General features: G+C 74.0%; 11 protein-coding genes. 6 read left to right on the forward strand and 5 right to left on the reverse strand.

Annotated elements, in window-relative coordinates; genetic code table 11:
* Positions 1–231 precede the first annotated feature (231 nt).
* The 6 genes from D7147_RS07765 to D7147_RS07790 all read left to right on the forward strand — a co-directional run bounded on the left by D7147_RS07765 (position 232) and on the right by D7147_RS07790 (position 8,354).
* The gene (locus D7147_RS07765) at positions 232–3,528 is read left to right on the forward strand and encodes a S8 family serine peptidase (RefSeq protein WP_120675027.1); all 3,297 of its coding nucleotides are present in this window, start codon (positions 232–234) and stop codon (positions 3,526–3,528) included.
* 180 nt (positions 3,529–3,708) lie between these two features.
* Positions 3,709–4,290, forward strand: a complete 582-nt coding sequence (locus D7147_RS07770) for an IS607 family transposase (protein WP_120675029.1) — start codon at positions 3,709–3,711, stop codon at positions 4,288–4,290.
* Positions 4,287–5,666, forward strand: coding sequence for an IS607 family element RNA-guided endonuclease TnpB (gene tnpB / locus D7147_RS07775; RefSeq protein ID WP_120675031.1), 1,380 nt, complete (start codon positions 4,287–4,289; stop codon positions 5,664–5,666). Before D7147_RS07770 ends, tnpB begins: the two co-directional genes overlap by 4 nt.
* A gap of 76 nt (positions 5,667–5,742) precedes the next feature.
* The gene (locus D7147_RS07780) at positions 5,743–6,315 is read left to right on the forward strand and encodes a nucleosidase (protein WP_120675033.1); all 573 of its coding nucleotides are present in this window, start codon (positions 5,743–5,745) and stop codon (positions 6,313–6,315) included.
* Positions 6,316–6,525: 210 nt separating this feature from the next.
* Positions 6,526–7,362, forward strand: a complete 837-nt coding sequence (locus D7147_RS07785; protein WP_120675035.1) for a metallophosphoesterase family protein — start codon at positions 6,526–6,528, stop codon at positions 7,360–7,362.
* Positions 7,363–7,472: 110 nt separating this feature from the next.
* Positions 7,473–8,354 (forward strand): S1 family peptidase, encoded by an 882-nt coding sequence (locus D7147_RS07790; RefSeq protein ID WP_120675037.1) that lies wholly within the window; start codon positions 7,473–7,475, stop codon positions 8,352–8,354.
* Positions 8,355–8,483: 129 nt separating this feature from the next.
* On the opposite strand, the gene D7147_RS07795 is transcribed toward D7147_RS07790, so the two are convergent.
* The 5 genes from D7147_RS07795 to D7147_RS07815 all read right to left on the reverse strand — a co-directional run bounded on the left by D7147_RS07795 (position 8,484) and on the right by D7147_RS07815 (position 14,160).
* A complete protein-coding gene (locus D7147_RS07795) occupies positions 8,484–9,104 on the reverse strand; it encodes a GNAT family N-acetyltransferase (RefSeq protein WP_120675039.1) in 621 nt (206 codons plus the stop codon).
* Positions 9,094–11,142 (reverse strand): penicillin acylase family protein, encoded by a 2,049-nt coding sequence (locus D7147_RS07800; protein ID WP_120675041.1) that lies wholly within the window; start codon positions 11,140–11,142, stop codon positions 9,094–9,096. Before D7147_RS07800 ends, D7147_RS07795 begins: the two co-directional genes overlap by 11 nt.
* On the reverse strand, positions 11,139–11,927 hold the full coding sequence (locus D7147_RS07805; RefSeq protein ID WP_199734123.1) for an ABC transporter ATP-binding protein: 789 nt from the start codon (positions 11,925–11,927) through the stop codon (positions 11,139–11,141). Before D7147_RS07805 ends, D7147_RS07800 begins: the two co-directional genes overlap by 4 nt.
* A gap of 104 nt (positions 11,928–12,031) precedes the next feature.
* Positions 12,032–13,060, reverse strand: coding sequence for a FecCD family ABC transporter permease (locus tag D7147_RS07810; protein ID WP_120675045.1), 1,029 nt, complete (start codon positions 13,058–13,060; stop codon positions 12,032–12,034).
* The gene (locus D7147_RS07815; protein WP_407663322.1) at positions 13,057–14,160 is read right to left on the reverse strand and encodes a FecCD family ABC transporter permease; all 1,104 of its coding nucleotides are present in this window, start codon (positions 14,158–14,160) and stop codon (positions 13,057–13,059) included. The genes D7147_RS07810 and D7147_RS07815 overlap by 4 nt, the downstream gene beginning before the upstream one ends.
* Positions 14,161–14,176 lie beyond the last annotated feature (16 nt).

Raw genomic sequence — 14,176 nt, forward strand, 5'->3', positions numbered from 1 at the left:
GGCGGGATCGCCGGGCGCTCGTCCACGTGGGGCCTACCCGACGAAGGGTTGCCATTACGTGATCTTCGGCGGGCTCGACAGCCGGGCGATGATCCACAAGCATTGGCGTCCGGGCGAGTTATCGCATTGACAGTGCGAAAACCGCCGCACGGATCCTCTTCGGACAGGGCGCGTTCCCGGCTGCTGCGAACCGGCCGGTGGCGTGCTCTGCCGCCATGCAAAGGAGCACGCATGCGAATACGCCGTTCGACCCCTTACGGCGCGCTTGCCCTCGTGACCGTCGCCGGGCTGCTGATCGGGGGCGGCCCGGCCAGCGCCGGCCCCACACCACCGGCCCCCGCCGCGACCTCGGCCGAGGCACCTGCCGCGACCTCGGCCGAGGCGCCGGCGGTGGCCGAACCCACTCGGCAACCGACCCGCACCCTGACCCTGATCACCGGCGACCGGATCGAGTCCTCGTCCGGCCGGATCGCGGTCGTCCCGCGCCACGGCGTGCAGTTCCTCCGCTACCAGCACGGCGACGACCAGTACGTGGTGCCCTCCGACGCGCTCGGGCTGCTGCGCCAGGATCGGCTCGACGAGCGACTGTTCAACGTGACCCAACTCCTCGCCGACGGCTTCGACCGACGCGGGGAGCTTCCCCTGATCGCCTCCGACCTGACCGGCATGCGCGGACTGACCGCGCAGCGACGCCTCGCCTCGGTCGACGGCTTCGCCACCGAGATCCCGGTCGCCGACCTGGCGCGCAACTGGCCGACGCTGCGCGGCTCGCTGCGTACCGGAAAGCTCTGGCTGGACGGCATCCGCAAACCCGCCCTCGACGTGAGTGTGCCCGCCAGCGGCGCCCCGGCGGTCTGGGCCGCCGGCTACGACGGCTCGGGCGTGACCGTGGCGGTGCTCGACAGCGGGATCGACAACACCCACCCCGACTTCGCCGGGCGGGTGCTCGCCCAGCGGAACTTCGTCACCGACTACGAGACGACCGACGACGACCTGGCCGGGCACGGCACCCACGTCGCCTCCATCCTGGCCGGCACCGGCGCCGCCTCCGGCGGTCGCTACCGGGGCATGGCGCCCGGGGCGAACCTGCTGGTCGGCAAGGTCTGCTTCAGCTACCAGGGCCTCGGCGCGGCCTGCCCCGACTCGGCGATCCTCGAGGGGCTGCGCTGGGCGGCCGAGTCCGGCGCGCGGGTGGTCAACCTCAGCCTCGGCGCCGACGACCAGCCCGGCATCGACCCGATCGAGGCCGCGGTCAACGACCTCACCGCCCGGTACGGCACCCTCTTCGTCGCCGCCGCGGGCAACAGCGGCTGGGTGCCGCAGTCGGTCGGCTCACCGGCCTCGGCCGACGCCGCCCTCGCCGTCGGCAACGTCGACAAGACCGGCGCGCGCAGCTGGGACTCGGGCCAGGGCCCCCGGCTCGAGGACTACGCGGTCAAGCCGGAGATCACCGCCCCCGGTACGGCGATCACCGCGGCCCGCTCCGCCACCGCCGACGTCGCCCCGGCCGGCGAGCAGTACGTCTCGTTCAGCGGCACCTCGATGGCAAGCCCGCACGTCGCGGGCGCGGCGGCGCTGCTCGCCCAGGCGCACCCCGACTGGCGGGCCGGCCAGCTCAAGTCGGCGCTGATGGGTTCGGCACGGCCCAGCGCGACGATCGAACTCTTCGGTCAGGGCGCCGGCCAGCTCGACGTGGCCAGGGCCTTCACCCAGCCGGTCGCCGCCGACCCGCCCGTGGTCAACTTCGGCTTCCGGTCGTACCCGCACGACGCCCAGGACGTGATCAGCCGGCCGGTGACGTACCGCAACGACGCCGACGCGCCGATCACCCTGCGGCTGGCCGTGACCGGAGACCTGCCGGCCGGCGTGATCACGTTGGAGAGTGGCACCCTCACCGTGCCCGCGCACGGGCAGGCCTCGGTCCGGCTCACCGCCGACACCCGGGCCGGCGGCGCCGCGTACGGCACCTTCGGCGGTCGGCTGGTCGCCACCGCGGACGGGGTGAGCGTCCAGACGCCGTTCAGCGTCTTCCGGGAGCAGCCCTCCGCCGACGTCCAGCTGAAGGTCACCGCCCGGACCGACGCCCCGCAGGAGGTCGTCACCCAGCTCGGCAACCTCGCCACCGGCGAGTTCGTGGTCAGCTACGACAGCACGGAGACGCTGCGGGTACCGATGGGGGACTACGTGGTGCTCAGCATGGGCATCAGCGCCGACGGCACGGGCACCGTGCTGGCCAACGGCCGGATGACCATCGACCGGTCGACGACGCTGGCGCTCGACGGCCGCCGGGCCCGGCCGGTGGACATCCGGCTTCCCGACCGGGACGCCGCACCGGTCATCGGTGAGGTCGAGGTCCAGCAGACCGGCGCGCCGCAGCTCTTCGCCATGAGCCTCACCGGCGATCCGGGCTCCATCTACACCGCCGACCTGGGCCCGAAGAAGGTCGCGGGGCTGATCACCTCCGTGACGGCGCTCTTCGCCCGCCCCGACCGCAACGGTGACTTCACCGCCAGCCCGTACACCTACCAGACCGGGTGGTACCAGACCGGTTCGTTCGTCACCGGCTTCACCCGCCACCTCGACCGACGCGACGTGGCCGAGGTCCGGGCCGGCTACGCGGCGGCGGCGGTCGGCGGCGTGGGTACCCGGGTCAACTACCCGGTGATCCCCGGCGTCGACTACCCCGACGGCCTCGTCCTGCCCCGTACGACGCTGCCGGCGCAGCGGACCGAGTACTACGCCGGCAACCTCGGCTGGGAGTCGACCTTCGAGGAGGGCGTCGGCGCGGGGGCGGACTACCGTCGTCTGTCGGAGCTCACCGCGCAGCGGACCGAGTACCGGGCCGGGAAGGACTACACCGAGCGGTGGAACTACGGGGTCTTCACCACGCCGATGACCCCGGCGTTCCCGGAGTACCCGGTGGTCGAGCGGCGGGGCAACGAATTCCTGCTCCGGCTCGACGGCTACGCCGACGCCGCCGGCCACCGGGGCTCCGCCGACCCGGCGGGGCTCACCGGGAAGCTGGCGCTCTACCGCGGTGACACGCTGGTCGAGGAGCGGGCCGGGGCGTACGCCGGAATCGACGTCGGTGAGCCGGGACGGTCCCGCTACCGGCTCTCGTACGGCTTCACCCAGCCGGCGCCGACGCGGCTCTCCACCCGCGTGGAGACCGTGTGGGAGTTCGACTCGGCGTACACCGCCACCGGCACTGCGCTGCCGCTGACCGCGGTCGGCTTCGCACCTCGCCTCGACGGCACCAACACGGCGAAGAAGCACGGCCTGGCGGCGGTGCCGCTGACCTTCACCCGACAGGCCGGCGCCGGCAAGATCGCCAAGGTGGAGGTGGAGGTCTCCTACGACGACGGCGCCCACTGGGCCAAGGCGCCGGTGCTCTCGCTGCTGGGCAGCCACACCGCGGTGGTCGGGCACCCGGGCCGGGCCGGCTTCGTCTCGCTGCGTGCCCGCGTGGCCGACTCGGCGGGCGCGGTGGTGACCACGACCGTGATCCGGGCGTACGAGCTGCGGTAACCGCCGATCGCACGCTGGTGGGGCCGTCCGGTGTCGGACGGCCCCACCACCGTCTCCGGGTCCCGCGCCGAGGTCGGAGCCGCCCGCCTTCGGGCGTCGGCCGGGGAGTCCCGGTGTGGGGGTAACAACTGCCGACGTGTTGGGGTTCTTTAGCGCTCTTTGGGTTGCTATGGTGCTCGTGTGAATTTGAAGGAGTGGGCGGCGTCGACCGGCATCGCGTATATCACCGCGCGGCGGCAGTATGCGGCGGGAACGCTGCCTGTTCCGACGTACCGGGTTGGCCGGCTGATCATGGTGGGGGAGCCGGTAACCGGCGTCACCACCGGCACCGGGCAGACCGTGGTGTACGCCCGGGTGTCGTCGGCCGATCAGCGGCCGGACCTGGATCGGCAGGTCGCTCGGGTGACGGTGTGGGCCACCGGGCGGAAACTCGCGGTCGATCGAGTGGTGACTGAGGTCGGCTCGGCCCTCGACGGGCACCGCAAGAAGTTCCTCGCCCTGCTGAGCGATCCGGCGGTGACCACCATTGTGGTCGAGCGCCGAGACCGGTTCGGCCGGTTCGGCGCTGAGTACGTGGAGGCCGCTCTGTCCGCGCAGGGCCGTCGGCTGCTGGTGGTTGATCCCGCCGAGGTCGATGATGACCTCGTTCGGGACGTGACCGAGATCCTGACGTCACTGTGCGCCCGCCTGTATGGTCGCCGCGGTGCCGCGAACCGCGCCCGCCGCGCGGTCGAAGCCGTCACCGAGGACGGTCCTGCGTGAAGACGATCCAGGCGTACCGGTTCGCTCTCGACCTCAGCCGCGGCCAGGAACGCGCCGTCCTCGCCCACGTCGGCGCGGCCAGGGTCGCGCACAACTGGGCTCTCGCCCAGGTCAAGGCCGTGATGGACCAGCGGACGGCGGAGCGTTCCTACGGTGTGCCAGACGAGCAGTTAACGCCGTCGCTGTCGTGGTCGCTTGCCGGGCTGCGTAAGACGTGGAACGCCGCGAAGCCTGAGGTGGCGCCGTGGTGGGCCGAGGTGTCCAAAGAGGCGTTCAACACCGGCCTGGACGCTCTCGCGCGTGGCTTGAAGAACTGGTCCGACTCCCGTAAGGGCAGGCGGGCCGGGCGCCCGGTCGGATTCCCTCGCTTCAAGTCCCGCCGCCGCACCACACCCAGCGTGCGGTTCACCACCGGCGCGATCCGCGTCGAACCCGACCGCATGCACGTGGTGCTGCCCAGGCTGGGCCGGTTGAAGCTGCACGAATCCGCCCGCAAGCTCGCCCGCCGTGTAGACAACGGCACCGCGCGGATCATGTGCGCCACCGTGCGTGGTGAAGGCGGCCGCTGGCACGTGTCTTTCACCGTCGAGGTCGAGCGTGCCGAATGCATCCCGGCCCGGCCGGACACGGTGGTCGGCGTGGACGTCGGGATCAAGCACCTCGCGGTGCTCTCCACCGGAGAGCTCGTACCGAACCCGCGCCACCTGGTGGCCGCGCGGCAGCGGATGCTCTCACTGGGCCGGTCCCTGTCGCGTAAGAGCGGCCCGGACCGGCGCACCGGACGGCGGCCGTCGAAGCGGTGGGAGCGGGCGGCGGCCCGGCTCGGCCGCGCGCACGCCCGGGTGGCGAACGTGCGCCGCGACGGTCTGCACAAGCTCACCACTCGACTCGCCACGACGCACGGCACGATTGTGGTCGAAGATCTCAACGTGGCCGGGATGATGCGCAATCGGCGGCTCGCCCGGCATATCGCCGACGCCGGGTTCGCCGAGATCCGTCGACAGTTGGCGTACAAGACCTCGTGGAACGGTGGCCGACTGCTCACGGCCGACCGCTGGTACCCGTCCTCGAAGACCTGCTCGGGTTGTGGCGCGGTGAAAACCAAGCTGGCCCTGTCCGAGCGCGAGTACGAATGCGAGGCGTGCGGTCTGGTCATGGACCGTGACCGCAACGCCGCGCTCAACCTGGCCGCCTTGGCGGCTGAGTTCGACACCGCCGGGAGTGGCTCGGTGGCAGCACGTGGAGCCGACCAGAAGACCCACGCGCGCGGGCAGGTGGCTGTGAAGCGTGAACCCGGCACGGCGTCAGCCGGCAAGACCGGGACCGTCCCACCGCAAGGCGGGACAACCGATCGTGCGCTCACCAAAGCGCGCTAAACGGTAACGGTGACGCAGGTTATCGCCGCTCGGGCCCGCGACCGGTGCGGTCCGGTCCGGTCCGTACGATGCGCCGGTGATCCTTCGTGGCAAGATCCGGTCCGATGCCCCGCTGCTCGTGCTCGCCCTCGAGGAGGAGGCCGCGCACCTCGACACCGACCTGCCGGTGCTGGTGACCGGGATGGGCAAGGTCAACGCGGCGACGGCCCTGGCGGCGACCCTGGCCGGCGGCGTACGGCCGAGCCTGGTGGTCAACCTCGGCACCGCCGGTGCGCTGCGACCCGGCTGGGACGGCCTCCACGAGATCGGCAGCGTCTTCCAGCACGACCTCGACACCGAGCTGCTGCGCAACCTCACCGGGCACATCTGCGGCGCGCCGCTGACGCTCGGCACGCAGCCGACGGTGCTCGCCACCGGCGACACGTTCGTCGCTGACGACGCGACCCGGGCCCGGCTCGCGCAGCGCGCGGACCTCGTCGACATGGAGGGGTACGCGATCGCCTCGGCCGCGGCGCAGGCGGGGGTGCCGTGCCGGCTGATCAAGCGGGTCAGCGACGAGGCGGGCGACGGTGCGGTGCGCAGCTGGCAGGAGTCGGTGGACGCCTGCGCCCGCGACCTGGCCACCTGGCTCCGCAGCGAACTCTCCTGACCCCCTCCCGCCCCTCCCGGCCGGTCTCCCGCGTCGATCATGACGTTTGCGGGTGGCGCGTCGGCGGGTCGCGCCGGTCAACCTCATGATCGACGACGGGGGAGTCGAGGGGCGTAATCTACTGCGGACCGTCGGGTGGGCAGGGGGTACGGGCGTGGGGGTGCGGACGATCGATCGTCGGACGGCCGCCGCAGCCGGTGGCCGGGCCCGGTGAGCGGGGGACGACTGCTCGCGGTCAGCGACCTGCACGTCCGGTACGCCGAGAACCGCGAAGTCGTCGACGGGCTGCGCCCCGGTGCGGACGACGACTGGCTGATCGTCGCCGGTGACGTGGCCGAGTACTTCGCCGACGTCCGCGCGACGCTGGCGCTGCTGCGCGACCGGTTCCACACCGTGATCTGGGCGCCCGGCAACCACGAGCTCTGGACGCTGCGCGACGATCCGGTCCAGCTGCGTGGCGAGGCGCGCTACCGGGAGTTGGTCTCGACCTGCCGCGAGCTGGGCGTGCTCACCCCCGAGGACGCGTACCCGGTCTGGCCCGGTCCGGACGGCCCGGTGACCGTCGCGCCGCTGTTCACGCTCTACGACTACTCGTTCCACGCCCCCGGCACGGTGAACAAGGAGGAGTCGCTGCGCCGGGCGTACGACGCCGGGGTGGTCTGCACCGACGAGATGCTGCTGCATCCCGACCCGTACCCGGGGCGCGACGCCTGGTGCGCGGCCCGGGTGGCGTACACCGAGCGGCGGTTGGCGGCGATCGACCCGGGGCGGCCGACGGTGCTGGTGAACCACTTCCCGCTGGTCCGCGAACCGACCCGGATCCTGCGTCATCCGGAGTTCGCCCAGTGGTGCGGCACCACCCGTACCGCGGACTGGCACCTGCGTTTCCGCGCGGCGGCGGTGGTCTACGGCCACCTGCACATCCCGCGCACCACCCGGTACAACGGGGTCCGCTTCGAGGAGGTGTCGCTGGGCTATCCGAGGGAGTGGCGGCCGCGCGGCGTCGCTTTCCTGCCGCGCGTGGTGCTGCCCGCCGCGCCGGCCTGACTTCGCCGACGAGCGCGGCGCGATCCGCTCCCCGGTGGGGCTTGAAGGCCGCCCGAACTCGGCGGATGCTGGATGCGCATCGACAATCACCGATTGGATCGGAGGCTCGGATGCGTCGTCTCCCGCTCGTCGCCCTCGTCCTGACCGCCCTGCTGCTCGGCACCCCCGCCGCCGCGCAGGCAGAACCCGACGCCGGACCGGCCCGCGCCGACGCGGCCGCCCGCCCCGACCACGGCGCCGCGGCGCGCGTGCTCAGCGAGGTGCGTACCGCCGGTGTCACCTGGGGGATCGACCCGGCCACCGGTCGGATGACCCTCACCGCCGACGAGACCGTGACCGGCCCCGCGCTGGCGGCGCTGCGCGCCACCGCGGCCCGGGCCGGCGCCGAGCTGCGCCGGGAACCCGGCCGGCTGAGCACGCTGATCGCGGCCGGCGAGGCGATCTACGGCGGCGGCGGGCGATGCTCGCTCGGCGCGAACGTCCGCAGTGGCAGCACCTCCTACTTCGTCACCGCCGGGCACTGCACCAACGCGGCCGGCACCTGGTACGCGAACGCGGCCGGCACCACCGTGCTCGGCGTCCGCACCGGCACCAGCTTCCCCGGCAACGACTACGGCGTGGTGCGCTACACCGGCACGATCCCCCGCCCCAGCGCGGTCTACACCTACCCGGGCCTGCTCCCCGTCCCCGGCACCGCCACCGCCACCATCGGCCTGGCGGTCTGCCGCAGCGGTTCGACCACCGGCGTGCGCTGCGGCACTATCACCGGGCTGAATCAGACGGTCAACTACTCCACCGGGGTGGTGTACGGCCTGATCCGCACCAACATCTGCGCCGAGCCCGGCGACAGCGGCGGCCCGCTCTACGTCGCCGCGACCGGCCGGATCGTCGGCGTCCTCTCCGGCGGCAGCGGCAACTGCACCAGCGGCGGCACCACGTTCTACCAGCCGATCGGGGAGATCCTGGCCGCGTACGGCCTGACGATTCCCTGACCCGCCCGGTGACCGGCCGGTGGCGCGCTCGCCGCCGGCCGGCGTCCGGCCGTCAGCGCCCACGGGCCGCCGTCAGCGCCTACCGGCCGGCGTCGCGCCAGCAGTGCCCGCCCGGAAGTCGGCCCGCCGTCAGCGCTCGGCGGCGGTCGGCTCGTCGCCGGTGGCGCTCGGCCGATCCTCGGTGGACGGCCTGTCGAGGAAGAGTAGCCGGGCCCGCTTCTCCGGCTTGTCGATCAGCGGCCCGAGCCGGAAGCCGGCACGCAGCAGCCGGGCGACCGCCCGCTCGTTGCGCGCGTCCGGCTCGGCCAGCAGCCGCCGCCGGCCCGGGTCGGCCCAGACGAAGTCGAGCAGCACCCCGAACAGCCGCCCGGTGAAGCCCTGCTCGGAGGCGGGCGCCGGGCCGACGAAGAGGTGCAGGCCGAAGTCCCCGGGCTGGACCGGGTAGCACTCGCCGACCGGGTCGGCCTCCGGCTGGTACGTCTGGAACAGCGCCACCGGCAGCCCGTCGCGGTGCACCAGGTAGGCGTGGTGCGTCGTCAGCGAGTCCAGGTACGCGTAGATCTCCCGCACCCGCTCGCGGTCGGCGTCCAGCATGCCCCAGAACCCGGCCCGCTCCTGCGTCACCCAGCCGTGCAGCAGGTCGACGTCGCCCTCCGGGTCGATGGGGCGGACGGTGACCCGGCCGAACCCGGTGACGTCCCGCTCGTAGCGGTGCGGGTCGGTCCCGGTGATGTCCTGGTCAGTGGTCATGACGCTCCTCGGTGAGCTGGTCCCAGTCGGTCGTCACGGGCAGCAGGTCGCCGGCGAGCCAGGCCGGCGTCTGGTCGTGGTGGTGCGGGTCCCCGCGCACCCCGCAGGCGCCGAAGGGCACCACCCAGCGGCTGCGGTCGCGGTCGCCGAGGTCCCAGACGTAGCGCGCCGCCGGCCCGCGCAGGCAGTCGTGGGTGACGCCCGGCACGCTGGAGGTGGAGAGCACACAGTCGTGGTCCCCGGCCAGGCCCGGCACCGGCGCCCCGTCCGGCTCCGGCAGCGCCCGCCACGGGGTGAGCCGGTGCAGCTCGCCCCAGCGCGGCAGCTCCTCGTCCGACACCTCCTCGACGGCGGCGCGCAGCAGCGCCTCGGTGGCCTCCTCGGGCAGCAGGCCGCTGCCCAGCACCGCCTCGACGGCGTGGGCCACCCGCGGCGCGAGCGCCAGCCAGGGCCGGAACACCTCCGGATACGCCGGCGGGTCGGCGAGCGGGGCGAGCGCATCGTGGGCGGCGAGCCGCCGGACGAGAGCCGCCCGCACCAGCGCGTACGCAGTGGCGTCGCGGCTGCCGGCGTCCATCCGGCGGTCCCAGCCCAGCAGCCGGTCACGCAGGGCGGCGGCGGCCGGAGTGAGCCCGGTGAGCGCCGCCAACCGCCCGATCAGAGGGCCTGCCGAGGCGAGGTAGGTGTCGGTATGGACGGTCGCCATCGCCTCGGCCGTCCAGCCGCCGCCCGCGTCGAGCAGCTCGCGGATCCGGTCCGCCCGGTGCGGTGGGGCGAACTCGACGCCGAGCGGCGTGGCGAGCCCACGGGCGTTCGCCATCACCGCGACGTCGCCCACCTCGGCGCGCGGCATCGGCGCGTGCCAGCCCTCCCAGGCGTGCCGCGCCGACCAGGCGGGGACCACCCGCAGCCGGTTCGCCGGATGCCGCACCGGCACCGCCCCGGCGACCCGGTGCAGCAGCCCACCCGAGGTGTCGGCGGCCTGGAGCACGTTGACCGGCTCGATCCAGCGGTCGACGGCCGCGTCCACGTCGGCGACCGTCCGGGCGCGCAGCAGGGCCGGCAGCGCCCCGAAACCCAGCTCCGCCAGCACCCGGGGCGGATAGCGGAGGCTGATCGCCGTTCCGTCGTCCGGGCCGCCGATCACCACCGGCCCGCGAGCGGTCTCCACCACCTCGACGTGGACCGGCTCACCCCCGGACACCTCGACGGTCTCCGTGTGCGCGGCCGCCGGCTCCCAGCCGTCCGGGCCGTACGCCTCGACGGCCGCGCCGCGGCGACGCAGCCGCTCCGCGTAGAGGTCCTGGTAGTCGGCCATCGCGTTGGTGATCGCCCAGGCCACGCCGCCGGTGTGTCCGAAGTGGGCGAGGCCGGGCACCCCGGGCACCGCCAGACCGACCACGTCGTACTCCGGGCAGGCCAGCCGGATCTGCTGGTACATGCCGGGGTCCTCGATGAAGCGGTGCGGATCCCCGGCCAGCAGGGCGGCCCCGTCGGCGGTGCGCTCACCGGCGAGCAGCCACCCGTTGCTGCCCGTCGTGGCGGGCGCGTCGGCGGCGAAGAGGTTCATCCACCGTTCGCCGAGGCGCTCGGCCACATGCTCGCGCCACAGCTTCGTCGGCAGGTTGGCGAAGAGGACGTGATGGGAGAGCCAGACGGCCAGCGGGGTCCACGGCTCCCACCGGCCGGGCGCCAGCCCGACGGCGGCGAACTGCGGCGCCCGCGCCGCCCCGGCGGTGAGGCCGGCGTTGACCCCCTCGACGTAGGCCCCCACCCACGCGGCGGTGGCCGGATCCAGAGCGGCGTGGCAGCGGCGGGCGGTGTCCGTCAGCCGCGCCTGCCGGGCGAACCGGTCCCAGCCCAGCTCGTCGGCGCCGAGGAAGGCCGCGCTGGTGCCCTGGGCCCGGTGCCGCTCCACCTCCAGTTGCCAGGCCCGGTCGTACGCGGTCACCCGGCCCTGCGCCGCCGCGAGCGCCGTCTCGTCGGCCGCCCGCAGGTGCGGGACACCCCACGGGTCGCGGAAGATTCGGGCGGTCACGCCGGCTCCGGGGCGAGCTGTGCGGCCGGTCGACGCGCGGCCGGCACGACCAGCGGGGTGCCGGTCTCCGGGTCCTCGATCACCCGGCAGGGCAGCCCGAACACCTCCTCGACCCGCTCCGCGGTGACCACCTCGGCGGGTGGCCCGGCGGCGACGACCCGACCGTCGCGCATCGCGATCAGGTGGGTGGCGTACCGGGCGGCGTGGTTCAGGTCGTGCAGCACCGCGACCAGCGTGCGGCCCTGCTCCTCGTGCAGCCGGGCGCAGAGGTCGAGGATCTCGATCTGGTGGGCGATGTCCAGGTAGGTGGTGGGCTCGTCGAGCAGCAGCAGCGGGGTCTGCTGGGCCAGCGTCATGGCGATCCAGACCCGCTGGCGTTGACCGCCGGAGAGCTCGTCGACGGCCCGGTCGGCGAGGTCGGCGACGCCGGTGGCCGTCATCGACTCCTCGACGACCCGCTCGTCCTCGCGCGACCACTGCCGCAGCAGGCCCTGGTGCGGGTACCGGCCCCGGGCCACCAGTTCGGCCACGGTGATGCCGTCCGGCGCGATCGAGGACTGCGGCAGCAGACCGAGCGTACGGGCGACCTGGCGGGCCGGCCGGCGGTGGATGTCCTCGCCGTCGAGCAGCACCGCGCCGGTCGTCGGCTTGAGCATCCGTGACAGCGCCCGGAGCAGGGTGGACTTGCCGCACGCGTTGGGCCCGATCACCACCGTGAAGGAGCGGTCCGGTACGGCGACGGTCAGGTCCTCGGCGATGGTGCGCCGGTCGTACGCGAGGGTCATCCCGGTGCCGCTGAGCCGAGGAGGGCCGGCCTGCATGGATGGTGCTCCGTTCTCGTCGCTGGTGTTCGGGGCGGTTTCGCCGTCTGCGGGACCCGCGGAAATGCTCACAACCGGCCCGCCCGCCGCTGCACGGCCAGCAGCCAGACCAGGTACGCCCCACCGATCGCGCCGGTGATCGCGCCGGCCGGGAGCTGGTGACCGGTGAACGCCCGCTGGGCCAGCAGGTCGGCTCCCACCAGCAGTGTCGCGCCCACCGCCATGGCGGGGAGCAGGTTCGGCCCGGGTGAGCGGGTCAGCCGTCGGGCCAGGTGCGGTGCGGTCAACGCCACGAACGACACCGGCCCGGCGGTCGCCGCCGCGAAGGAGACCAGCAGCACCGCCGCGGCGAGCAGCACCATTCGTAGCCGCCGCACCGGGACGCCGAGCGCGGCGGCGGTGTCGTCGCCCATCTCCAGCATCCGCAGCGCCGGACCGCAGCCGAGGAGCACCAGCGGGGCGAGCACCGCCAGCACGATCAGCAGCGGCAGCGCCTCGGACCAGCCCCGCCCGTCCAGGCTGCCGGTGAGCCAGAGCACCGCCCGGGCCGCGTCCATCAGCGGCGCCCGGGTCAGCAGGTAGCCGTTGACCCCGGTGAGGATGGCGGTGATGCCGATGCCGACCAGGATCAGCCGGTAGCCGTGCACGCCGTTGCGCCAGGTGAGCAGGTAGACGACGAGGCCGGTGGCGAGGCCGCTCGCCACGGCCGCCCCGGAGAGGGCGAGGCTGCTGCCGCCGAGCACCACCACGACCAGCGCGCCGGTCGACGCGCCCTGGGTGAAGCCGAGCATGTCGGGGCTGCCCAGCGGGTTGCGGACCAGTGACTGGAAGACCGCCCCGGCCAGCGCCAGGGCCGCGCCCACCAGCAGCGCGGTGACCAGCCGGGGCAGTCGCAGCTCGTGGATGATGAACTCCTCGGCCGGGGTGCCGCCGCCGAAGAGGGTGCGCAGCACGTCGGCCGGGGTCATCGGGTAGTCGCCGCCGGCGACCGCCAGCACGCCGAGGCCCGCGGCGAGCAGGGCGCAGCCGGCGCCGACGGCGAGCGCGCGGGGGCGGAACCGCAGGGAGAGCCCGCCTGGGGTACGCAGCACGGTCACGGTCGGGCCACCCGCCTGCGCAGCACCAGCCAGAGGAAGAGCGGCCCGCCGAGCACGGCCGTCACCATGCCCACCTGGAGTTCGCCGGGGCGGCCGAGCACCCGGCCCAGCACGTCGGCGCCGAGCAGCAGCGCCGGCGCGAGCAGTGCGCAGTAGGGCAGCAGCCAGCGCAGGTCGGGCCCGGTGAGCGCGCGGACCAGGTGCGGCACGAGCAGGCCGACGAAGACGATCGGCCCGCAGGCGGCGGTGGCGGCCCCGCAGAGCAGGGTGACCGCCGTGATGACGGCCGCCCGGATGAGTGTGGGTCGCGCGCCGAGGGCCCGGGCCGCGTCGTCGCCGAGGGCGAGCGCGTTGAGCGGGCGCGCGGTGACGAGCGCGACCAGCAGGCCCGCCCCGATGAACGGCGCCACCCGGCTGACGGTCGCGGTGTCGGCGCTGGCCAGCGAGCCGACGGTCCAGAAACGGAGCCGGTCCAGCGAGGCGGTGTCGAGCAGCATCACCGCGCTGACGTACGAGTAGAGGGTGGCGTTGAGCGCCGCGCCGGCCAGCGCGAGTCGGGCCGGGGTGGCGCCCCGCCCGCCGCCGACGGCGTAGACCAGCGCGGTCACCGCCGCCGCGCCGAGCAGCGCGAACCACACGTACCCGTTGAGGGCCGTCACGCCGACCAGTGCGGCGGTGGCCACCGCGGCGGAGGCGCCCGCGTTGATGCCGAGCAGACCCGGGTCGGCGAGCGGGTTGCGGGTGAGCGCCTGCATGACCGCGCCGGCGACGCCGAGCGCCGCGCCCGCGAGCAGGCCGAGCAGCGTACGCGGCAGGCGCATCTGGTGGACCACCGCGTACTCGGCCGAACCGCTGTCGCGTAGGCCCGACCAGACGTCGGCGAGGGGTAGTTGCTTCGCCCCGACCGTGATGCTGAGCACGATGACGGTCGCGAGCACCGCCACGGCGGCGACGAGGCCGACCGCCCGTACGGTGGCCCGCCCGTGCCGGGTCGGACCTGGTGCGGTGGCCCTCGCGGTGATGCCGGGCGGTGATGACTGGACGACGGACAGTGTGGGCTCCGGTGGGGGTGAAACGCCGAACGAGACTTGACAGCGAATTAGGTTAGGTTAACCT

It is taken from the genome of Micromonospora musae (genome assembly GCF_003626545.1).
Taxonomy (GTDB): domain Bacteria; phylum Actinomycetota; class Actinomycetes; order Mycobacteriales; family Micromonosporaceae; genus Micromonospora; species Micromonospora musae.